Annotated in this window: 22 protein-coding genes; 13 read left to right on the top strand and 9 right to left on the bottom strand. The window is 70.2% G+C overall.

Features of this window, described 5'->3' with window-relative positions:
* Positions 1-98 precede the first annotated feature (98 nt).
* From ABEU20_RS14655 to ABEU20_RS14670, 4 genes are read left to right on the top strand one after another with little or no spacing between them, the layout of a single operon-like run.
* The gene (locus tag ABEU20_RS14655) at positions 99-2399 is read left to right on the top strand and encodes an ABC transporter permease (RefSeq protein ID WP_420165151.1); all 2301 of its coding nucleotides are present in this window, start codon (positions 99-101) and stop codon (positions 2397-2399) included.
* Positions 2392-3135: an ABC transporter ATP-binding protein gene (locus ABEU20_RS14660; RefSeq protein ID WP_420165152.1), complete on the top strand. Its 744-nt coding sequence runs from the start codon at positions 2392-2394 to the stop codon at positions 3133-3135. Before ABEU20_RS14655 ends, ABEU20_RS14660 begins: the two co-directional genes overlap by 8 nt.
* On the top strand, positions 3135-3887 hold the full coding sequence (locus ABEU20_RS14665) for an ABC transporter ATP-binding protein (protein WP_420165153.1): 753 nt from the start codon (positions 3135-3137) through the stop codon (positions 3885-3887). Before ABEU20_RS14660 ends, ABEU20_RS14665 begins: the two co-directional genes overlap by 1 nt.
* A gap of 2 nt (positions 3888-3889) precedes the next feature.
* Positions 3890-4243: a hypothetical protein gene (locus ABEU20_RS14670; RefSeq protein ID WP_420165154.1), complete on the top strand. Its 354-nt coding sequence runs from the start codon at positions 3890-3892 to the stop codon at positions 4241-4243.
* 84 nt (positions 4244-4327) lie between these two features.
* Here the strand turns inward: ABEU20_RS14670 and ABEU20_RS14675 are convergent, their stop codons facing one another.
* The 5 genes from ABEU20_RS14675 to ABEU20_RS14695 form a co-directional block, all read right to left on the bottom strand.
* Positions 4328-4708, bottom strand: coding sequence for a VOC family protein (locus ABEU20_RS14675; RefSeq protein ID WP_420165155.1), 381 nt, complete (start codon positions 4706-4708; stop codon positions 4328-4330).
* Positions 4709-4741: 33 nt separating this feature from the next.
* Positions 4742-5191, bottom strand: a complete 450-nt coding sequence (locus tag ABEU20_RS14680; RefSeq protein WP_420165156.1) for a hypothetical protein — start codon at positions 5189-5191, stop codon at positions 4742-4744.
* Between the two features lie 53 nt (positions 5192-5244).
* Entirely contained in the window at positions 5245-5868 is a 624-nt protein-coding gene (locus tag ABEU20_RS14685) for a dienelactone hydrolase family protein (RefSeq protein ID WP_420165157.1), read from the bottom strand.
* A gap of 50 nt (positions 5869-5918) precedes the next feature.
* On the bottom strand, positions 5919-8108 hold the full coding sequence (locus tag ABEU20_RS14690) for an acyltransferase family protein (RefSeq protein WP_420165158.1): 2190 nt from the start codon (positions 8106-8108) through the stop codon (positions 5919-5921).
* 103 nt (positions 8109-8211) lie between these two features.
* Entirely contained in the window at positions 8212-9105 is an 894-nt protein-coding gene (locus tag ABEU20_RS14695) for a 1,4-dihydroxy-2-naphthoyl-CoA synthase (protein ID WP_420165159.1), read from the bottom strand.
* Between the two features lie 85 nt (positions 9106-9190).
* Here ABEU20_RS14695 and ABEU20_RS14700 point away from each other — a divergent pair, with 85 nt between their 5' ends.
* From ABEU20_RS14700 to ABEU20_RS14710, 3 genes are read left to right on the top strand one after another with little or no spacing between them, the layout of a single operon-like run.
* The gene (locus ABEU20_RS14700) at positions 9191-9856 is read left to right on the top strand and encodes a PaaI family thioesterase (protein WP_420165160.1); all 666 of its coding nucleotides are present in this window, start codon (positions 9191-9193) and stop codon (positions 9854-9856) included.
* Complete coding sequence (locus ABEU20_RS14705; protein ID WP_420165161.1) at positions 9853-10851, top strand: o-succinylbenzoate synthase; 999 nt, start codon at positions 9853-9855, stop codon at positions 10849-10851. The genes ABEU20_RS14700 and ABEU20_RS14705 overlap by 4 nt, the downstream gene beginning before the upstream one ends.
* A 45-nt stretch (positions 10852-10896) precedes the next feature.
* The gene (locus ABEU20_RS14710) at positions 10897-11343 is read left to right on the top strand and encodes a DUF6918 family protein (protein ID WP_420165162.1); all 447 of its coding nucleotides are present in this window, start codon (positions 10897-10899) and stop codon (positions 11341-11343) included.
* Between the two features lie 55 nt (positions 11344-11398).
* Here ABEU20_RS14710 and ABEU20_RS14715 read toward each other — a convergent pair whose 3' ends face one another.
* Both ABEU20_RS14715 and ABEU20_RS14720 read right to left on the bottom strand, forming a co-directional pair.
* A complete protein-coding gene (locus tag ABEU20_RS14715; protein ID WP_420165163.1) occupies positions 11399-12223 on the bottom strand; it encodes a siderophore-interacting protein in 825 nt (274 codons plus the stop codon).
* Between the two features lie 68 nt (positions 12224-12291).
* The gene (locus ABEU20_RS14720; RefSeq protein WP_420165553.1) at positions 12292-12885 is read right to left on the bottom strand and encodes a flavin reductase family protein; all 594 of its coding nucleotides are present in this window, start codon (positions 12883-12885) and stop codon (positions 12292-12294) included.
* Positions 12886-12995: 110 nt separating this feature from the next.
* Between ABEU20_RS14720 and menD the strand changes: the two genes are divergently transcribed.
* Genes menD through ABEU20_RS14740 form a run of 4 tightly spaced genes read left to right on the top strand, consistent with a single transcriptional unit; the run spans position 12996 to position 16490 of the window.
* Complete coding sequence (gene menD / locus ABEU20_RS14725) at positions 12996-14642, top strand: 2-succinyl-5-enolpyruvyl-6-hydroxy-3-cyclohexene-1-carboxylic-acid synthase (protein WP_420165164.1); 1647 nt, start codon at positions 12996-12998, stop codon at positions 14640-14642.
* Positions 14639-15061 (top strand): DUF3592 domain-containing protein, encoded by a 423-nt coding sequence (locus ABEU20_RS14730; RefSeq protein ID WP_420165165.1) that lies wholly within the window; start codon positions 14639-14641, stop codon positions 15059-15061. Before menD ends, ABEU20_RS14730 begins: the two co-directional genes overlap by 4 nt.
* 36 nt (positions 15062-15097) lie before the next feature.
* On the top strand, positions 15098-15769 hold the full coding sequence (locus ABEU20_RS14735; RefSeq protein WP_420165166.1) for a phosphatase PAP2 family protein: 672 nt from the start codon (positions 15098-15100) through the stop codon (positions 15767-15769).
* A gap of 22 nt (positions 15770-15791) precedes the next feature.
* Positions 15792-16490, top strand: coding sequence for a demethylmenaquinone methyltransferase (locus ABEU20_RS14740; protein ID WP_420165167.1), 699 nt, complete (start codon positions 15792-15794; stop codon positions 16488-16490).
* A gap of 6 nt (positions 16491-16496) precedes the next feature.
* Here ABEU20_RS14740 and ABEU20_RS14745 read toward each other — a convergent pair whose 3' ends face one another.
* Complete coding sequence (locus tag ABEU20_RS14745; protein ID WP_420165168.1) at positions 16497-17783, bottom strand: geranylgeranyl reductase family protein; 1287 nt, start codon at positions 17781-17783, stop codon at positions 16497-16499.
* A 131-nt stretch (positions 17784-17914) separates the two neighbouring features.
* Between ABEU20_RS14745 and ABEU20_RS14750 the strand changes: the two genes are divergently transcribed.
* The gene (locus tag ABEU20_RS14750) at positions 17915-18943 is read left to right on the top strand and encodes a polyprenyl synthetase family protein (RefSeq protein WP_420165169.1); all 1029 of its coding nucleotides are present in this window, start codon (positions 17915-17917) and stop codon (positions 18941-18943) included.
* A 115-nt stretch (positions 18944-19058) separates the two neighbouring features.
* Positions 19059-19964, top strand: a complete 906-nt coding sequence (gene htpX / locus ABEU20_RS14755) for a zinc metalloprotease HtpX (protein ID WP_420165170.1) — start codon at positions 19059-19061, stop codon at positions 19962-19964.
* Positions 19965-20073: 109 nt separating this feature from the next.
* On the opposite strand, the gene ABEU20_RS14760 is transcribed toward htpX, so the two are convergent.
* The gene (locus ABEU20_RS14760) at positions 20074-20565 is read right to left on the bottom strand and encodes a YajQ family cyclic di-GMP-binding protein (protein WP_127915597.1); all 492 of its coding nucleotides are present in this window, start codon (positions 20563-20565) and stop codon (positions 20074-20076) included.
* Positions 20566-20616: the final 51 nt, after the last annotated feature.

Below are 20616 nucleotides of genomic sequence, written 5' to 3' on the forward strand. Positions count from 1 at the left end.
ACAGGTGATCGACCGCCGGCATCAACTCCCACCGATGAACGCGGCGCCCCGGGCCACCGCCCCGGGGCGCCGCGTCCATCCTTACTGAGGGTTTCCAGATGGACACTTTCGTGACGTTCACGATCCTGGGTCTCGTCCTGGGCTCGGTGTACGCAATCGCCGCCTCCGGGCTGGTACTCACCTACAACACGTCCGGCATCTTCAACTTCGCGCACGGTGCGCAGGCGATGCTCGGTGCATTCCTCTACTGGCAGTTCCGCTACGGCTGGGATCTGCCGACACCTCTGGCCCTGCTGCTGACGGTCGGCGTCGCCGGACCGCTCATGGGTCTGCTCCTGTACGCGCTGATCATGCGCGGCCTGCGTGACACCGCCGAGGTCACCAAGATCGTCGTCACGGTGTCGATCCTCCTCGGTGGCGTGTCGCTGTCCCACTGGTTCTGGCATCCCGAGGACCCGCGGACCGTCAAGATGTTCTTCGGCGACGAGAGCCGATTCTCGTTCTTCGGCGCCACCGTGCACATGCACGAGGTCATCTGCCTCGTCGCAGCCGTGCTGATCGCCGTCGGCCTGCGGTTCCTGTTCACCCGCACCCGCCTGGGTGTCTCGATGCGTGGTGTCGTCGACGACCCGGACCTGCTGCGCCTCAACGGTCACAATCCCGAGCGGATCGCGGCCTTCTCGTGGGCGCTCGGCTCCACGCTCGCAGTCGTCGCCGGCATCCTGATCACACCGATCAGTGGCGGCACGCTCGAGGCGAACCTGCTGACCCTGCTCGTGATCGACGCGTTCGCCGCCGCCATGTTCGGCCGGCTGCGCAGCATCCCGCGCACCTTCGTCGGCGCGATCGTCCTCGGCCTGGCCGGGACGTACGTGCTCGGGTACTTCCCGTCCGAGTGGACGTGGACGTCCAATCTGCGTGTCTCGCTGCCGATGATCGCGCTGTTCGTCGTCCTCATCGTGTTGCCGCAGGATCGTCTGCGCGGTGCCGCCGTTCGCACCCGTGAGCGGTACACCGTCCCGACGGTGCGCAAGGCGGTCGCCTGGGGCGCCGCGCTGCTGGTGATCGTCTACATGATCCGACTGCTCATGGTCGAGTCCGCCGTCACCACGCTCACGCTGGGCATGTCGTTCGCGATCATCGCGCTGTCGCTGACCCTGCTCACGGGCTACGCGGGCGAGATGAACCTCGCGGTCGTCTCGTTCGGCGCCATCTCGACCATCGTCGCCTACCACTTCGGCACGTCCGGCAGTGGTCTCGCGACGCGACTGACGCTGTGGGGGCTGATCATCGGCACCCTCGTCGCGGCCGTCATCGGCGGCCTGGTCGCGCTCCCGGCGCTACGCCTGCGCGGGCTCTATCTGGCGCTCGCGACCATGGCGTTCGGCGTGTTCCTGAGCAACATGGTGCTGCGCGACACCACCGAACACGAACTGTTCGGCGTCAAGTTCTCGCTGTTCACCGGTGGCAGCCTGTCGATCCCGCCCCTGAAGGTCGGCCCGCTCGACCTGAGCAACCAGACGGCGTTCCTCATGACGGTCACCGCCATCTTCACGATCCTGGCGATCGGTGTCGTCGCGCTCCGCAACAGCGGCTACGGTCGCCGTCTCGCCGCGATGAAGGACAGCCCGGCCGCGGCCGCGATGCTCGGACAGAACCTCGTCAAGCTCAAGCTCAGCGTGTTCATGCTCACGGCCGGCATCGCCGGACTCGGCGGCATCCTGATGTCGAGCGCGATCGGCGCGGTCTCGAACGAGAACTTCTCGATCATGATCAGCCTCACCGTCCTGATGCTCACCGTCGTCGCCGGCATCGGCTACGTCACCGGCGCACTGTTCGGCGGGCTCATGGCCGGTGTCGGTTTCGCCGTGATCATGGTGTCGTTCAACAACCTCGGCGCGGCGCAGCCCGAACTCGAGGGGCTGTGGACGTTCATGGGTCACCTGGCCGCGGTCAGCCCGGCGCTGATCGGTCTCGGTGTCGGCAAGAACCCGTCCGGCGTCGTCCACGACGTCCTCGAGGGCTACCGCCACCTGCGGGGCGCCAAGCCGGTTCTCGTCGGCGGCGCGGCCGTCGTGGCGATTGCCTACGGGCTCTCCCTGGCCGGTGTTCTCGGCAACTGGTGGTTCGCGACGATCACGATCGTCACGGTGTTCATGCTCCCGGTCGTCGGCCCGATGTTCATGCCGGAGGCCGTGCTCGGTCCCGAGGCTGCTGCCGCGAAGCGCGGCACGCCGCCCGAGGAGATCGGCGTCGACGAGCCCTACTCCGAGGAGCGGCTGGCGGAACTCGACCGCGAACTGGGTCTGCCGGCGAGCGTCACCGAACACACCACGTCGGTGCAGTTCGGTGAACCGGCGCCCGCCGCGACGCCGAAGGAGGCGATCGTCCATGCCTGACACCCCCATCCTCGAAACGCGGGGAATCACCGTCAAGTTCGGCGGCAACGTCGCCGTCAACGACGTCAGCATCACGGTCGAGAGCGGCGCCATCACGGGCCTGATCGGTCCGAACGGCGCCGGCAAGACGACGCTGTTCAACACGATCACCGGACTGCAGAAGCCGGCGTCGGGCAAGATCCTGCTCGACGGGCACGACGTCACCCGGCTCTCGCCCGCCAAGCGTGCGAACAAGGGACTCGCGCGCACCTTCCAGCGACTCGAGCTGTTCCTGTCGCTGTCGGTGCGGGACAACATCCGCGTGGCCGGTGACATCCACCGGTCGAACACCCGCAACCGGATCGACGTCGACGCGGAGACCGACCGCATCCTCGAGCTCACCAAGCTCACCGATGTCGCGGACAAGGACGTCTCCGACATCCCGACCGGCCGCGCCCGCGTCGTCGAGGCGGCACGTGCGCTGATGACGTCGCCGCGCCTGCTCCTGCTCGACGAGCCGGCCTCCGGTCAGACCGAGCAGGAGACCGAGGACTTCGCGGAGCTGCTGCAGGAACTGGCTGCGGACGGCCTCGCGATCTGCCTCGTCGAGCACGACATCCCGCTGGTGATGAAGCTGTGCAAGCACATTCACGTGCTCGACTACGGCGCCGTGTTGGCGTCGGGCAGCGCGGCGCAGGTGCGCGACGATCCGGCCGTGATCGCCGCGTACATCGGTACGGCAGAGGAGGCGGTGTGATGGCGACGGTGACCACGAACTCGGCGCAGTCGCCGGGCGGCCGCCACGAGGCTCCCACGCCGCTGCTCGAATTGGCCGGTGTCCGAGCCGGTTACGGGCCGATCGAGGTCCTGCACGGCGTGGACCTCGCGGTCGCGCCGGGCACCGTGATGGCGCTGCTCGGCCCCAACGGTGGCGGCAAGACCTCGACGCTCAAGATCTGTTCCGGGATCCTGCCGATCGCCCAGGGCGAGCTGCGCATGGCCGGGCGGTGCGTCAACGGCGCCGAGGCGTCCGATCTCGCCAAGCTCGGCGTGTGTTCGATCCCGGAAGGTCGCGGCATCTTCGCGAACCTCACGGTGCGCGAGAACCTCTGGATCGCAACGGGAACCGGAGCGGGTCTGGCGAAGCTCGAGGAGATCGCCTACAACCGGTTCCCGATCCTCGGCAAGCGCAAGAACCAGTTGGCCGGATCGATGTCCGGCGGTGAGCAGCAGATGCTGGCGCTGTCCCGGGCACTGGGAACCGATCCCACCGTGCTTCTGCTCGACGAACTGTCGATGGGTCTGGCCCCGCGGATCGTCTCGCAGATGTACGACATCGTCGGCCAACTGGTCGACGAGGGCCTGACGATCCTGGTGGCCGAGCAGTTCGCCCGCGCCGTGCTGCCGATCGCCGATCGCGCAGCGCTCATGCTCCACGGACGAGTGGTCCGCGTCGGGGCACCCGACGAAATCGAGAACGAACTTTCCAACAGCTACCTAGGAGGATGACGATGACCACTCTCGCAGACGAGCGTCGCGCCCAGTTCAAGTCCGACGTCGACGATCTCAAGCTCAAGACCGGCCAGTCCCGTGGTGACGGCGCCGCCCGCATCGCCGGCATCGCGCTCATGGTCGTCGGTGTCATCGCCGCATTCGTCGTCTACATCTCGTCGCTCACACAGAGCGACCTGCGCGACATCGCGTCGTACCAGATCCTGGCCACCGCGTTCCTCGCGCTGACCGTGATCGGCGGTGCCCTCTACCTGGCGGGCGCGGTCGCCCGCGTCCTGCGTCTGTGGCTGCTGCGTCAGCTGCACGAGGGCCAGGCGCAGGCCGATCAGATCGCGGCGGCGCTGTCGAAGTAGTCGACACCCGAAACTGCCGGGTCCGACGCCTCATCGGGGGAGAGGGCGTCGGACCCGGCTTCCGTCTGTGCGGGCCGTCCGGTCTCAGCGCAGGTCGCGGCGGATCGGATGGTCCTCGGGGATCTGCACCATCACGATCGGGATGTCGTCCGGGTCGGCGATCCACATCTCGTGCAGACCCCACGGCTCCTGCCGCGCCTCACGCACGATCGGCACCTCCGCCCGGACCAGCTCCGCCTGCACGTCCGCCAGGTTGCGCACCTGCAGCCACAACGCCCCCGAGAAGCGGTTGTCGAGGCCGGTCCCGCCGTGCGCACTCACCTCGATCAGACCCTGACCCGCGAAGAACACCGTCCCGCCCGGGTACTCGCGGGCGATGGCCAACCCCAGCACATCCCGATAGAACGCCAGCGTCACCTCGTAGTCCCGGGGGCGCAGAATCGTTCTGCTGCTGAGAATTTCCACGTTCGTTCCTCTCCACTTCGATCGCGGCGGGCGTTACTGCTCGGGGGCGGGTCGCGCCTCGTGCCCGCCCCGGTCCTTCGTGCGCCGCGCCTCCTTCATCTCGGCCTCGAACAGGTGCCGGCGTCCGTCGAGCAGTGCTGCGCGCACGGCCTTCTCGTGCTCGCGGAACTCGGACCAGTAGCCGTCGTCGAATTCCTCGACGACCTGGAAGGTCCAGCGTCCCTCGATGACGTTGCGCCCCACCATCGCCGTCTGCAGCCGATCCGCGGCCGCCGCGTGCCCGGACGCGGCCAGTTTCTCGACCGCGTCGCCGAGTTGCAGATCGGCCCGGCCCATCAACTGGTGGAACGCATACAGGTGGCCGCGGGCCTGCTCGACCGTTTCGAGGGCTTCGGACAGCTTGCCGACGGCTTCGACGGTGGCGTCGGTGACGCCCTCGGGGCGACGGTGCTCCGGTGCGGGTTGTTCGCGGTCGACAGTCATGGGTACCAGTGTGCCGTCCGGTGCCCGCCGGCGCGGACTTGCGCGCGGGAGGTTCACGATCCGGACGAGTGCGCGACGAACCACTCGCGGGCACGCTCGGCGACGACAGCGAGGGTGCCGGGTTCCTCGAAGAGATGCGTCGCGCCCGGCACGATCTCCACCGTGTGCTCGCACTCGAGCAGCCGTGCGGCCTGCCGGTTCAGTTCGATGACTGCGGTGTCGAGCGAGCCGACCAGCAGCAACGTCGGCGCGCGCACCATCGACAGGCGCGAACCGGCCAGGTCGGGTCGGCCGCCGCGCGAGACGACCGCGGAGACGTCGTTGCCCTTCTCGGCGGCCGCGTGCAGGGCAGCAGCCGCCCCGGTGCTCGCCCCGAAGTAGGCGATCGACGACGCCCGCTCGCGCAGCTGCGCGGTCACCTCGAGCAGCCGGCACGCGAGCAGCGGGATGTCGAACACCAGACTCCGGTCCCCCTCCTCGGCGGCGGCGAGCAGGTCGAACAACAGCGTGCCCAGGCCGGCGTCCTGCAGCAGCTCGGCGACCAGTCGGTTGCGGGGACTGAACCGCCCGCTACCGCTGCCGTGCGCGAACACGACCACCGGCAGCGGCCCGACCGGTTCGGTGAGTGCGCCCGACAGGTGCACTCCGTCGACGTCGAACGCGACCTCGGTGCTCACCTGTCCATTGCACACCCGATCGTGGCGGCACCCAAGCGGAACCGGGCCGATCAGCCGCCGGCGAGCACGCGATCGGTGAGCGCGCCGATCACCGGGGAGAGCGCCTCGGCGTGCTCGACGGTGAGGTGGTTGTCGTCGCGGAACACCAGGTCTCTGCCGACGATGACGGGGCATCGCTCGGCGGTGCAGAACAGCTCGGTGAGGTCGGCGTACCGGCCGCCTCCGGATGCGGTCGCCGCGGCCTCGGCGGCGATCCCGGAGGGGTTCATCGCGGTCGGTCGCGTGGGAGTGCAGGCCGTCGCGTCGTCGAGATGGGCGGACAGACACGTCGGGACCGTCGAATGCGGATCGGGCACCGGGCCGAGAACGAGCACGTCGGCGCCGGTGGCCCGCAGTAAAGCGACCGTCCGGGTGAGGCTGTCGAGCCATTCGCGGCCGTACGTCGTGAACCCGAAGTCGCCCCCGTACCGGCGGGACATGCCCAGCACGATCAGCTGCGGACGTTCGTCCTGCAGTCGCGCGACGACCTCGCCGCGCCACTGCTCGCACTCGGTGTAGTCGCGGCCCAGGTACGGGCTGGTCAGCGGCAGATCCAGCAGGGGACAGGTGACCTTGCCGAGGGTTTCGAGTCGCCAATGCCGCTGCTCGGCGACGGTCTCGAACGCCGGTTCCCACATCGCGGCGTGCGAGTCACCCACCAGCGCCACCGTCGTGGGTGAGGCGATGTCGCCCGACGCGCACTCGTCCTGCCCCACCTCGAGCCACGAGCGCACACAGCCGTCGAGGAACGCGGTCGGCTTGCTGGCCGGTGCGTCGGCGAGCGCCGGGGACAGGTTCGACGGGACCGCGTCCACACCGTCCGACGCCGCCACCGCTGCCTGCACCTGCGCGGTCAATCGGTCCACGGCGACGTCGTCCGGATCCGCCGCGGCGACGGACTCCACCACCGGCGCGGAGACGGCCAGCGCGGCGGCCGCCGCGCCGTGACCGACCGGCACCGGACGCAGCATCGCCGGCACCAGGCACGCGGACACGCCCACCGCCGTCACCGCAGCGCCGAGAACGAGGCTGCGCGCGGCCGATCCGTGGAGCACGGCGGCGAAGCGGACGGGGTTCTCGACCACCCTCAGCGTCAGAGCGGCGAGCGCGACGGAGACCGCGACCGTCGTCAGCCGTCCCGCCAGGTCCAAGTCGTGGCCGACTATGACGGGCACGAGGATCAGCAGCGGCCAGTGCCACAGGTACCACGAATACGAGAGTCGTCCGATCGCACGCATCGGGGGCAGCGACAACCAGCGTCCGACACCGGACGTCGCTGCGGCGCAACCCGCGCCGATGACGAGCGCGGTCCCCAGGACCGGTAGCAGTGCGGCGGTTCCGGGGTAGGGCGTCGTCTCGCCCACGCGCACGGCAGCGAACACGATCAGGGCCAGACCCGACCACCCCGCGACGGCCGCGGCGCGCCTCGGCAGCAGCCGCCACAACGGCACCGAGAGCGCGACGAGCCCGCCGACCGCCAGTTCCCATGCGCGCGAGGGCAGCGCGAAGAACGCCCACGGCGGCCGGGTGTCCGTCCAGCCCAGCGACACCGCGAACGATGCGACCGCGACCGCCGCGAGCACCAGCAGGTGCGGCAGCACGGACGGCGAGCGGTCGCCGCCGCGCCGTCGGACGAGCCACGCCGTCCCGATGATCAGCGCCGGCCACAGCAGATAGAACTGTTCCTCGACACCCAGCGACCAGTAGTGCTGGAACGGGGACGGCGGAGCGTCCGCCGCGAGGTAGTCGGTGCCGGTCGCCGCGAACCGGTAGTTGCCGACGTACAGCGCGCTGGCGATCCCGTCGCGGAGGGCGTCGCGCGCCTGCAGCGGCGGCAGGATCAGCGCCGAACCGATCGCGGTGACGACCAGTACGAGCGTCCCGGCGGGCAGTAGTCGTCGGGCGCGGGCGCCGTAGAACCGGGCCACCCGGACGGTGCCGGTGGCCGTCACGTCCCGCCACAGCAACCCGGTGATGAGGAACCCGGAGACGACGAAGAACACGTCGACACCGACGAACCCGCCGCCGATGCCGGGTACGCCCGCGTGGAACAGCACGACGGCCAGCACCGCGACCGCGCGCAGGCCCTCGATGTCGGGGCGGAACGCGGTCGTCCGGGCCGGAACGGTGCTGGTCGACACCGGTGCGGGGGACGGGTCGGTCGGATCGGCGAGGTGGATCGACGACGACATGCGCGCCATGATGCCCGCGGTGACTCACGTCACATGCACGCCACGCCGCTCCGAAAACGGACGTGCCGCGCCCCCGATCGGGGGCGCGGCACGTCCGTTTTCGGAGCGACGGCTAGTAGTACCACGGGTACGGCGACCAATCCGGGTCGCGCTTCTGCAGGAACGAGTCGCGGCCCTCGACGGCCTCGTCGGTCATGTAGGCCAGGCGGGTGGCCTCGCCGGCGAACAGCTGCTGGCCCACCAGGCCGTCGTCCTGCAGGTTGAACGCGTACTTGAGCATGCGCTGCGCCTGCGGCGACTTGCCGTTGATCTTGGTGCCCCACTCGATCGCGACGTTCTCGAGCTCGTCGTGGTCGACGACCTTGTTGACCGCGCCCATGTGGTGCATGTCCTCGGCGGTGTAGGTGTCGCCGAGGAAGAAGATCTCGCGAGCGAACTTCTGGCCCACCATCTTCGCGAGGTACGCGCTGCCGTAACCGCCGTCGAAGCTGCCCACGTCGGCGTCGGTCTGCTTGAAGCGGGCGTGCTCGCGGGAGGCGAGCGTGAGGTCGCACACGACGTGCAGGCTGTGCCCGCCGCCCGCGGCCCAGCCGTTGACGAGGGCGATGACGACCTTCGGCATGAAGCGGATCAGGCGCTGCACCTCGAGGATGTGCAGCCGCCCGGCGCGGGCCGGATCGACGGTCTCCGCGGTCTCACCGGAGGCGTACTGGTAGCCGCTGCGGCCGCGGATGCGCTGGTCGCCGCCCGAGCAGAACGCCCAGCCGCCGTCCTTCTCGCTGGGGCCGTTGCCGGTGAGCAACACGCAGCCCACGTCGGACGTCATGCGCGCGTGGTCGAGCGTGCGGTACAGCTCGTCGACGGTGTGCGGGCGGAAGGCATTTCGGACCTCGGGGCGGTCGAACGCGATGCGGACGATGCCCTCGGTGACATGACGGTGGTACGTGATGTCGGTGAGATCCTCGAAACCGGGGACGGGACGCCAGAGCTGCGGGTTGAAGGTCACGGACCGAAGGATATGCCCCGGCCGTCGGAGTGTCGGGCAGCGCCTCGCGCCCGAACCGCCCCTTTCCGGCGTTAACGTGCAGGGCATGAGTGAGTCAGTGCAGTCCGGTGTCCGCCCCGGGAACGGCGTCCGATCCGGAGACGACGTCCACGAACACCACGGCGGTTTCCCGGTGTTCACCCCGGTGCAGGCCGGACCGAACTACGGGGAATTCGTCGAGTCGCTGCGACGGTTGCAGGACCTCGCGGTCTCGACACACCTCCCCGACGACGTCGTCGACGACGCGATCGCTCGGGTGAACGCGCTGAGCGACATGCTCGAGCCCCACCGGGTGTCGGAGGGCAAGTCCCCGGCCGGCTTCAACCGGCAGCTGCCGGGCCGCGGCAGCCTGCTGCTCCTGCCGTGGCTGTTCGAGAAGGTCGAGGTCGACGGGATCCGTTCCCGCGGCGTCTTCCGCCTGTTCCACCGGGGCGGCAACAGCGCCGCGCACGGCGGCACCATCGGCCTGCTGTTCGACGACATGCTCGGGATGATCGTGTACGCGTCCGGGCACCCCATCGCCCGCACCGCCTACCTGCACGTCAACTACCGCCAGGTGACGCCACTCGAGACCGAACTCGTGCTCGAGGGCCGCGTCGACCGGGTCGAGGGCCGCAAGCTCTTCTGCACCGCGGAACTGCGCGATCTGGACGGCACCGTGCTGGCCGACTGCGAGGCGCTCATGATCGAACTCCTCCCGGGCCAGCCGTGAGCCTGCCCCCGCTCGCCGACGTCCTGTCCGGGGCCCGCGTGGTGAGCCTGCCGATGCGGGTTCGCTTCCGTGGCATCACCACTCGCGAGGCGCTCCTGCTCGAGGGGCCCGCCGGGTGGGGCGAGTTCGCGCCGTTCCCCGAGTACGACGACGGGGAGGCCGCACACTGGCTGCGCGCCGGCATCGAGGCCGCGTGGGCCGGTCCGCCGACACCCCTGCGCGAGCGGGTGCCGATCAATGCGACCGTCCCGGCGATCGGGCCCGAGCAGGTGCCGCAGATCCTCGCCCGCTTCCCCGGCGCCCGCACCGCGAAGGTGAAGGTCGCCGAGAAGGGACAGAGTCTCGCCGACGACGTCGCCCGGGTGAACGCGGTGCGCGAGTCGATCCCCGACGTGCGCGTCGACGCCAACGGCGGCTGGAGCGTCGACGACGCCGTCACCGCGCTGGTCGCGTTGACCGCGGACGGCCCGCTCGAGTACGCCGAGCAGCCGTGCGCCACCGTCCCCGAACTCGTCGAGGTGCGCCGTCGTCTGCCGGGTGTGCCGATCGCGGCCGACGAGAGCATCCGCCGTGCCGAGGATCCGCTGCGGGTGGTGCGCGCCGGCGGAGCCGACGTCGCCGTCGTGAAGGTGCCGCCGCTCGGCGGGATGCGCCGACTGCTCGCGCTCGCCGACGAACTCGCCGGGCACGGCGTGCCCGTGGTGGTGTCGAGCGCACTCGATACCGCGGTCGGGATGGGCGCGGGGCTCGCCGCGGCCGCGGCACTGCCGAACCTGCACCACGCGTGCGGACTCGGCACCGGCGGACTGTTCGCCGCCGACGTCGCCGACCCGCGGGAGATGTCGGACGGCACGCTGGACGCGAGCCCCGTCGTCCCCGATCCGGCCCGGCTGACCGACCTCGCGGCATCGCCAGAACGCGAGAACTGGTGGCTCGAACGGCTGCGTCGTTGTCACAAAATCCTCGCCACCAGCGGGGACACCGACCTCGTATAGTCTCGTGCCCGGTCAGATACGGACCAGTCGATACGGAGGCAAGAAGTGGTTGCAGCACTGAACGACACCCTGCTGGACAATGCACGGATGCCCGCGGTCCTCGCGGACGTCCAGGCGCTCGTCGACGCGGAGGTCTCGGACAAGAAGGGTGCGTCCGGACTGGCGCTCAAGGGCGGCTACGGCGCCGTCAAGAAGGTCGGACCGTCGATCGTGCCGGACGCCATCGAGGGCCTGCTGCCGGCGTTCGTCGCGCGGCTCGAGCCGTTCTGGCAGGAATTCGGGGCCAGCGGTGAGGGCAGCTTCTCGGCGTTCCTGACCGCGCGTAGCGACGCCGCTGCCGACGCGCTCCTGGGCGTCACCGACGAGCGCATCGAGGGCACCGACAAGGGCGCGATCAAGAAGGTCTACTCGACACTGCGTCCGTCGGCGAAGAAGCACGTGATCGAGGCGCTGCCGCGTCTCGGCGACCTGGTGCAGAAGCACGCCGCCTAGTCGTACAGCAGCGAGCCCGCCCGGTCGTCCGGGCGGGCTCGCCGTCGTTTCGGGCTCAGTACGCGGCGTGACCGTGGCGCCAGTAGCCGGTGAAGGCGATGTCGCCCTTCGGCACGTGCCGGTCGTTCACGAGATGCCGGCGCACTCCGGTTGCGAGGTCGCTCTCGCCCGCGACGAACGTGTACGACGGGCCGTCCGGTAGGTCCGCGGACTTCACCGCGGCGAGCGCGAGTTCCCCGGGCTTGGCCGCCGGATCGTCGCGCACCAGCCAGTGCAGTTCGGCGTTGTCGCCCACCGCGACGTCCTGCTCGTCGTCGGCGTGCGGGATCTCGATGTACGCGCGCACCCGCAGGGCGGGATCGACCGAGCCGAGGATGCCGACGATCGCGGGCAGCGCGCTCTCGTCACCGACGAGCAGGTGCCAGCGGGCGTCCGGGGTGGGGTTGTAGATCAGGCCCTCGTCGAGCAGGCCGAGCGGGTCTCCGGGCGCGCACGAGTTGGCCCACGCCGACGCCGGACCGAGGTCCCCGTGCGACGCGAAGTCGATGTCGAGCTCGGGCCCGTCCCCGAAAAGCCCTCCCGCGGGCCGGAACTCGCGGACGGTGTAGTTGCGCAGCACCGGACGGACGTCCTTGGGGATCAGCTTGAACTGTGCGTACCAGAGATTGCCGGCGGACGTGGGCAACCGGAAGCCGGTCTGCTCCCGGTCCGGGATGAACATCCGGAACCAGTGGTCGAAACCCATCGGCGTGAACCCGCGCAGGTCGTCTCCGCCGATCGTGACCCGGACGAAGTTCGGACTGATCTGCTTGCTGCCCAGTACATGAGCGGAGACGATCTCACGCTGTTCGGGTTTGACGAACTTGGAGCGTTTGGCCATGACATTCCGTCCCGCGATCCGAGGATAATTTAGCCAACCCTAACGTGGCAGCATCCGGGGTGGGAAAGTCAGGGCGCGGCGGGGCGAGTGACGCGACGGACCGCGGGCGTCATGCCCCACTCGTCGCGGCCCAGCCTGCTCAGCGGAGCGATCGCGGCGAACGTGGGCAGACCGTCGTCGGCGAGCACCTCCGGGCGCACCGTTACCGCGAGCACGTCGCCCATCACGACGAACGACGTCCCCACCTCGATCACCTCTCGCAGCCGGCACTCGATCGAGACGGGGGAGTCGGCCACCCGGGGCGGGCGGACCCGCTCGCTCGGCTCGGCCGTGATCCCCAGCGCGGCGAACTCGTCGGTGCCCGGTTCGTACGGCGCCGACCTGGCGTTGACGGCGTCGAGCATCGCCTCGGTCGCCAGGTTGACGACGAACTCGCCGGTCGCCTCCACATTGCGGAGGCTGTCCTTGCGGGTGACCGACGTGAACTGCACGACCGGCGGCTCGGCGCTCGACACCGTGAAGAAGCTGTACGGCGCCAGGTTCGGCACCCCGTCGGCCGACACCGTCGACACCCACGCGATCGGGCGCGGCACCACCGACGCGGTCAGCACCGGGTAGAAGCGGCCCGGACCCATCTCGGCGGGATCGAAGACTGTGCGCACCATCCGACCATCGTGGCAGCGGAGCCGCCCGTGCGCCCTTCCGGTGTGCCCGGCTACCGAAAAGGCGCACGGGTGCGCAGCGCCCGACCCGCGTCTGCCAATCTGGAAGCGTGAATCCGTCCACTGCACAAGCCACCGCCGTCGTCGACGAACTGATCCGCGGCGGGGTACGTGAGGTCGTGCTCTGTCCGGGTTCGCGCAACGCGCCGCTCGCGTTCGCACTGCAGGCCGCAGACGCTGCCGGACGGCTCCGGCTGCACCTGCGGATCGACGAGCGCGCCGCCGGATTCCTCGCGATCGGTCTCGCCGTCGCGAGCGGACAACCGGTCCCGGTCGTCATGACGTCGGGCACTGCGGTCGCCAACCTCGGCCCCGCGGTGCTCGAGGCCAACTACGCGCGCGTCCCGCTGATTGTGCTCAGCGCCAACCGGCCCTACGAGATGCTCGGCACCGGCGCCAACCAGACCGTCGAGCAGTTCGGCCTGTTCGGCAGCCAGGTGCGGGCCGCGATCAGCCTCGGTCTCGCCGAGGAGGCCGGCGACGAGTCGCAGCGCGGCATCCGGTTCGACGAACAGAACAGCCAGTGGCGCAGCGCGGTGTGCCGGGTGCTGGCCGCCGCCCGAGGCACCCGCTCCGGCAACGCCGGTCCCGTCCACTTCGACATCCCGCTGCGCGAGCCGCTCGTCCCCGACGTCCACGCGCAGGGACTCGTCCCCGAGGGGCGCCCGGGCGGCGCGGCCTGGACCACCACCGTCCACGCGACTCTCGACGTCCCGATGGATCTCGACATCACCGCCGACACGATCGTCGTCTCGGGGCACGGCTCCGCCTACCGCCCGGAGCTGGCGGGTCTGCCGACGGTCGCCGAGCCGACCGCGCCGCTGCACGGCATCCCGCTGCACCCGCTCGCGCTGCCGCAACTCAAGCCGCGCCAGGCGATCATCACCGGCCGGCCCACGCTGCACCGCCCGGTGTCGAAGCTGCTCGCGGATCCGTCCGTCGCGGTGTACGCCCTCACGACGGGCCCGCGGTGGCCCGACGTCTCGGGCAACGTCCTCGCGACGGGCACCCGCGCCGTCGTGACGGGCGAGCCGGACCCGGCCTGGATCGCGCGGTGCCGGCACCTGTCCGAGCACGCCGACAAGGCCGTCCGCTCGCAGCTCGACGCGCACCCGAAGGCCACCGGACTGCACGTCGCGGCGGCGGTCCTGGGCGCGCTGTCCGACGGCGACCAGCTGCTGCTCGGCGCGTCCAACCCGGTGCGCGACGCCGCGCTCGTGAGCTACCCGCGTCGGGGTGTGAAGGTGCTCTCCAACCGCGGTGTCGCCGGCATCGACGGCACCGTGTCGACCGCGGTCGGCGCCGCGCTCGCGTACGAAGCCGAGGGCCGCACCGTGGCGCTGCTCGGCGACCTGACGTTCCTGCACGACGCGTCCGGGCTGCTCATCGGTACGGGCGAGCCGCGGCCCACGGATCTGACGATCGTCGTCGCCAACGACGACGGCGGTGGCATCTTCGAACTGCTCGAGCAGGGTGACCCGCAGTACGCGGGCGTGTTCGAGCGTGTCTTCGGTACCCCGCACGGCATGGACCTGGCGGCGCTGTGCGCCGCCTACCGGGTGCCGCACCGCCGCGTCGACCTCGCCGAGCTGACCGCGGTGCTCGCGGCGCCCGCGGAGGGGATCCGTGTGCTCGAGGTCACCACCGAGCGTTCGGGCCTGCGGGAGCTGCACGCCGCGGTGCGGGCACAGCTGTGAGTCCCCGCGTCGCACGCCGTGCGGCGGTGTCGGTGATCGTCGTCGCGACCGGGATCTCGGTGCTCGCGGTCCTGCTGGTCCTGGCGGCATGGCGCAACGACCGCACCATCGAGTCGGACATGGGCACCGCCACCGCCGAGGTCCTCTCCGCGGGCTCGCTGCGGTCGGCCGTCAGCTTCGTCACGCCCGACGGCGTCACTCACAACCCGAAGCTGGGGGTGCTGTACCCGACGAATCTCACGGCGGGCCAGCGCATCGACGTCGAGTACGCGCGCCACGAACCCGATCTCGTGCGCGTCGCCGGCAGGGACGCGAGCGTCGCGATCGTGCCGGCCGGATCGGTGATCGTCGTGACATGGTTCGTGTCGCTGCCCGCGCTGCTGGTGCTGCGCCGACGGGTCCGCACCGAGGGTTCCTGAGAAGTTCACTCAGGAAGGGTTTCTATCCTCGACCGAATGCGGAGAACTTCGGAGCGGGCCGGGATGATGCTCGTGGCCGCGGCGGTCGTCGTGGTGGCCCTGTACCTGCTGCGCGGCGTCAGCGGGGCGATCTATCGCGCGATCGTCCCGCACACGTCGGACCTGCCCGGTGTCGGCCTCATCGCCGAGGTCGGGCTGCTCGCGCTCGTCGCGCTGTTCGCGGTGCTCGCCGCGCAGATGTGGCGCACCCGCTCGCCGCACCTGGGGGAACTGTTGATGGGCGGCTTCGGCGTGGTCGTCGCGTACGCCCTCAGCGAGGTGGTCAAGGTCTTCGTCAGCGAGGACCGGCCGTGCCGCGTCGAACTGTCCCTCGCGGACTGTCCGGCCCCCGGTGACTGGTCGTTCCCGAGCAACCACACCGTCATCGCGGTCGGTCTCGCCACCGCCATCGTGCTCGCCACCGAGCGGATCCTGTCGTCGCTGCAGCGCGGCCTGGTGCTCGCGCTGGCCGCGCTGATCGGCCTCGCCCGCATCCTGCAGGGCGTCCACTACCCGCACGACGTGCTCGCGGGCGCCGTCGTCGGATCCGCCGTCACGATCGCCGTCGTCGCGATGCTGCTGCCGTGGGCGCAGACCCGGGCGCGCTCGCTCGGCCGTCGACCGGCGCGAACGAGCGAGGACAGCCCGGCGGCCGACGTCGACGCGTGAGCGGTTGGTAGCGTCTGACGCCGTGGCAGATACACACGGCTCGCGGGCCTCGCTCGACAAGAAGCCGCACGAGGTCGCGTCGATGTTCGACGGGGTCGCGAAGCGATACGACCTGACGAACACGGTGCTCTCGTTCGGTCAGGACCGCAGTTGGCGCAAGGCCACCCGCGCAGCGCTCGACCTGAAGCCGGGGGAGCGGGTCCTCGACCTCGCTGCCGGCACGGGTGTCTCCACCGTCGAACTCGGCCGCTCCGGCGCCTGGGTGGTGGCCACCGACTTCTCGAAGGGCATGCTGCAGGCCGGTATCGACCGCCGGGTGCCGATGGTCGCGGGCGACGCGATGCACCTGCCGTACGGCGACGCCGTCTTCGACGCCGCCACCATCTCGTTCGGCCTGCGCAACGTGTCCGACTTCGACGCCGGTCTGCGCGAGATCGCCCGCGTCACCAAGCCCGGTGGACGCCTCGTCGTGAGCGAGTTCTCCACGCCCGTGTTCGGGCCGTTCCGCACGATCTACATGGAGTACCTCATGAAGGCGCTCCCGCAGGTGGCCCGTGCCGTCAGCAGCAACCCGGACGCGTACGTCTACCTCGCCGAGTCGATCCGGGCCTGGCCGACGCAGGAGCAGCTCGCCGAGCGCATCGAGGCCGCCGGCTGGAAGAACGTGCAGTGGCGCAACCTCACCGGCGGCATCGTCGCGCTGCACCGCGCGACCCGCTAGCACGGGTCAGCTGAACGGCGCCCGCGAGTCCAGACGCAGCGACCCGGCGCCCGACGTCCGCCACGCGCGGGCCACGGCGTCGGCGTCCTCGTCGGTGACGAGGTTGCCCATCACCCGCACCGCGACGGTCATCAGCGAGCGCGAGCGCATCGCGACCGGCCCGGCCGCCGGCAGGAATCGAGCCAGCGTCAGCAGACCCGCGAGACGGCGCGCGATCGAGAACGCGCGGCCGTACCGGTCCCGCAGGATCGCGGGCCACACGTCGGTCAGGTCGGCGTCGCCCAGGATCCGCGCCACCAGGCGGCCGCCCTCGAGCCCGTAGTCGATGCCCTCGCCGTTGAGCGGGTTCACGCACGCGGCGGCGTCGCCGATCAACGCCCAGTTGCGTCCCGCGACGTTCGAGACGGCGCCGCCCATGGGCAGCAGCGCCGACGCCACCGAGTGCACGGCGCCGTCGAGCTGCCATTCGTCCCGGCGCTGCGCGACGTACAGATCGAGCAGGGGGCGCAGCGCACCGGGTGCCGGCCGCTTCGCGGTGGCGAGCGTGCCGACGCCGATGTTCACCTCCCCGGTCGCGAGCGGGAACACCCACCCGTAGCCCGGCTGCAGGGCGCCGGCGTCGTCGCGCAGTTCCAGGTGCGACGTGATCCACGGGTCGTCGCTGCGTCCCGACGACACGTACGCGCGGGCCGCGACGCCGTACGCGGTGTCCCGGTGCCACTGTCGTCCCAGTTGCTTGCCGAGCGTCGAGCGGACGCCGTCGGCGACGATCAGCTTCTCGCAGGCGACGGTGTGCGTCCCGGTCGCGGTCTTCACCGTCACGGCTCGCACCCGGTCACCGTCCCGTTCGACACCGACGGCCTTGGCGCCCTCCACCATGGCGGCGCCGGACTTCACGGCCGTCAGCCGCAGGCGGTCGTCGAGTTCGGTCCGGGGAACCGCGCTACCGAGCGCGGGCAGTGCCCCGCCCGGCCACGGCAACTGCAGTTCGCGACCCCAGCCGGTGAGCCGCAGTCCACGGTTGACGGTCCGGGCGCGCACCCACTCGCCCAGACCGAGATGGTCGAGTTCCGCGACGGCGCGCGGCGTCAGCCCGTCGCCGCAGGTCTTGTCGCGCGGGAAGGTCGCCGCATCCAGGAGCAGGACGTCGCGTCCGTCGCGAGCGGCCCACGTCGCCGCCGCGGAACCGGCCGGACCTGCGCCGACGACCAGGACTTCCGTGCTCGAGGGCAGATGCGGCGAGTGATTCGGGGCATCGCTGGACCCAGCGGTCGGGAAATGTTCGGCCACCACCCCACCATCTTCTCAGGCCGAGGTAGCGCGACGCGGCCAGGGCAGGTGTGGTGACGAGCGTTGCTGCCGCTAGGTTCACTACCGTGGTTTCTGCGTTTTCCGGGCCTGCCGAGGCGTTACCGACTACAGGAATGAGTACTGACATCGTGAGCACTGAGGGGTCGAGCACTGTCGTCGCGGGAGTCGATCTCGGCGACCAGCAGCTCGCGGACGTCGTGCGCGACGGGCTCGCCCGCGTCGAGGAGCTTCTCGTCAGCGAACTGTCCGACGGTGAGGACTTCCTCACCGAGGCTGCGCTGCATCTCGCGAAGGCCGGTGGCAAGCGGTTCCGTCCGCTGTTCACCGTCCTGACGGCCCAGCTCGGGCCGGAGGGCTCGGACCCGGCCGTGGTCACCGCGGCCACCGTCGTCGAACTCGTGCATCTGGCGACGCTGTACCACGACGACGTCATGGACGAGGCCACGATGCGCCGCGGGGCGCCCAGCGCGAACGCGCGCTGGGGCAACAGCATCGCGATCCTCGCGGGCGACTACCTGTTCGCGCACGCGTCGCGCCTGGTGTCGACGCTCGGCCCGGAGGCTGTCCGGATCATCGCCGAGACGTTCGCCGAGTTGGTCACCGGCCAGATGCGCGAGACGATCGGCGCGCGCGAGAAGCAGGACCCGGTCGAGCACTACCTCAAGGTCGTGTGGGAGAAGACCGGTTCGCTCATCGCGGCCAGCGGCCGCTTCGGCGGCACCTTCTCCGGCGCCGACGCCGACCAGATTGCCCGCCTCGAGCGTCTCGGCGACGTCGTCGGTACCGCATTCCAGATCGCCGACGACATCATCGACATCTCGTCGGCGTCCGAGCAGTCCGGCAAGACCCCCGGCACCGACCTGCGCGAGGGCGTCCACACGCTGCCCGTGCTGTACGCGCTGCGCGAGGAGGGCTCCGACGCCGACCGGCTGCGCGTCCTGCTCGACGGCCCCGTCACCGACGACGACGCCGTCACCGAGGCTCTCGCACTGCTCGAGCGTTCGCCGGGCATGGCCGCCGCCAAGGCGACGCTCGGCCAGTACGCCGACCGGGCCCGCGCCGAGCTGGCGCAACTGCCCCAGGGACCGGCGAACGACGCACTCGTGCGACTCGTCGACTACACCGTCGAACGCGTCGGTTGATCAACTTCTGAAGTAGCCTGCGAACCAGCCCGGGAACCTTGTTCCCGGGCTGGTTCGTTGTCAGGTCAGGAAGCCACGCGGATGCCCGCGGCGGTGAACAGGGAAGAGGCGAGTGGTGCACGGTTACGCAAACGGTGCCAAGACGTTCGGCCTGCTGGTCGGGATGTCGGCGCTGATCATCTTCATCGGTTCGTTGTTCCGGAACCAGACCATCCTGATCTTCTCGATCCTGCTGGCCGTCGGCACCAACGCCTGGGCCTACTTCAACAGTGACAAGCTCGCGCTGCGCGCAATGCACGCGCAGCCCATCACCGAGGTGCAGGCCCCGGTCATCTACAAGATCGTCCGCGAACTCGCGACGGCCGCGCACCAGCCCATGCCGCGCCTCTACATCAGCCCCACCGCCGCCCCCAACGCGTTCGCGACCGGGCGCAACCCGCGTCACGCCGCGGTGTGCTGCACCAGCGGCATTCTCGACATCCTCGACGAGCGCGAACTGCGCGCCGTGCTCGGCCACGAACTGTCGCACGTCTACAACCGCGACATCCTGATCTCGTCGGTTGCCGGCGCGATGGCGGCCGTCATCTCGGGCCTGGCGAACATGGCGATCTTCGCGAACATGTTCGGTGGTGGTCGCGACGGCCAGGGGGCCAATCCCATTGCGCTGCTGCTGGTCTCGTTGCTCGGCCCGATCGCGGCGACCGTCGTCAAGCTCGCCGTGTCCCGATCGCGGGAGTACCAGGCCGATCAGTCGGGCGCCGAGCTGACAGGTGACCCGCTGGCGCTCGCGTCGGCGCTGCGCAAGCTCGAGCGCGGCACACAGGCCGCGCCGCTGCCGCCGGAACCGAAGATCGCGGCGCAGTCGCACATGATGATCGCCAACCCGTTCCGTCCCGGCGACCGGGTCAGCAAGATGTTCTCGACCCACCCTCCGATGGCGGACCGTATCGCTCGGCTGGAGAAGATGGCCGGCGGTGGACCGTCCGGCGGTGGTCTCCCGCCGACCTACCGCGAGCACTGAGCAGGGCGGGACGACCGACTCCCCGGCCGGCTCCACGACGAAGGCCGCACGGCTTCCCGTGTCTACGGGAAGCCGTGCGGCCTACGTGCGGTGATGCGCGGGTACGGCGTCAGCGGTAGTTGACGAACTGCAGGGCGATGCCGAAGTCCTCGCCCTTGAGCAGGGAGATAACGGCCTGCAGGTCGTCGCGCTTCTTGCTGCTGACGCGCAGTTCCTCGCCCTGGATCTGGGCCTTGACGCCCTTGGGGCCCTCGTCGCGGATCTTCTTCGAGATCTTCTTGGCGTTCTCGCTGCTGATGCCCTGGACCAGCGAGCCGCTCAGCTTGTAGATCTTGCCGGACTGCGCCGGCTCGCCCGCGTCGAACGCCTTGAGTGAGATGTCGCGACGGATCAGCTTCTCCTTGAACACGTCGAGGGCGGCCGTGAGGCGCTCCTCGGTGTCGGCGGTCAGTGTGATGGTCTCCTCGCCGGACCATTCGATGCTCGCCCCGGTGTTGCGGAAGTCGAACCGGGTGCCCAGCTCCTTCGCGGCCTGATGCAGAGCGTTGTCCACCTCTTGACGATCAACCTTGCTCACCACATCGAAGGACGAATCAGCCACTGCACACTCCTGAACTCATAGCGGTCGACCCCCACCCGGACCAGGGTGGGT

Origin of the sequence: Rhodococcus parequi, from assembly GCF_046042785.1 — a bacterium.
Taxonomy (GTDB): domain Bacteria; phylum Actinomycetota; class Actinomycetes; order Mycobacteriales; family Mycobacteriaceae; genus Prescottella; species Prescottella parequi.

What these genes read in the sequence shown, in the direction of transcription:
- ABEU20_RS14690 (WP_420165158.1), bottom strand. Translation starts at nt 8,108, where the DNA reads ATGGCGCGCATGTCGTCGTCGATCCACCTCGCCGATCCGACCGACCCG.
- ABEU20_RS14670 (WP_420165154.1), top strand. Translation starts at nt 3,890, where the DNA reads ATGACCACTCTCGCAGACGAGCGTCGCGCCCAGTTCAAGTCCGACGTC.
- ABEU20_RS14715 (WP_420165163.1), bottom strand. Translation starts at nt 12,223, where the DNA reads ATGGCCAAACGCTCCAAGTTCGTCAAACCCGAACAGCGTGAGATCGTC.
- ABEU20_RS14660 (WP_420165152.1), top strand. Translation starts at nt 2,392, where the DNA reads ATGCCTGACACCCCCATCCTCGAAACGCGGGGAATCACCGTCAAGTTC.
- ABEU20_RS14735 (WP_420165166.1), top strand. Translation starts at nt 15,098, where the DNA reads ATGCGGAGAACTTCGGAGCGGGCCGGGATGATGCTCGTGGCCGCGGCG.
- ABEU20_RS14750 (WP_420165169.1), top strand. Translation starts at nt 17,915, where the DNA reads ATGAGTACTGACATCGTGAGCACTGAGGGGTCGAGCACTGTCGTCGCG.
- ABEU20_RS14680 (WP_420165156.1), bottom strand. Translation starts at nt 5,191, where the DNA reads ATGACTGTCGACCGCGAACAACCCGCACCGGAGCACCGTCGCCCCGAG.
- ABEU20_RS14665 (WP_420165153.1), top strand. Translation starts at nt 3,135, where the DNA reads ATGGCGACGGTGACCACGAACTCGGCGCAGTCGCCGGGCGGCCGCCAC.
- ABEU20_RS14655 (WP_420165151.1), top strand. Translation starts at nt 99, where the DNA reads ATGGACACTTTCGTGACGTTCACGATCCTGGGTCTCGTCCTGGGCTCG.
- ABEU20_RS14700 (WP_420165160.1), top strand. Translation starts at nt 9,191, where the DNA reads ATGAGTGAGTCAGTGCAGTCCGGTGTCCGCCCCGGGAACGGCGTCCGA.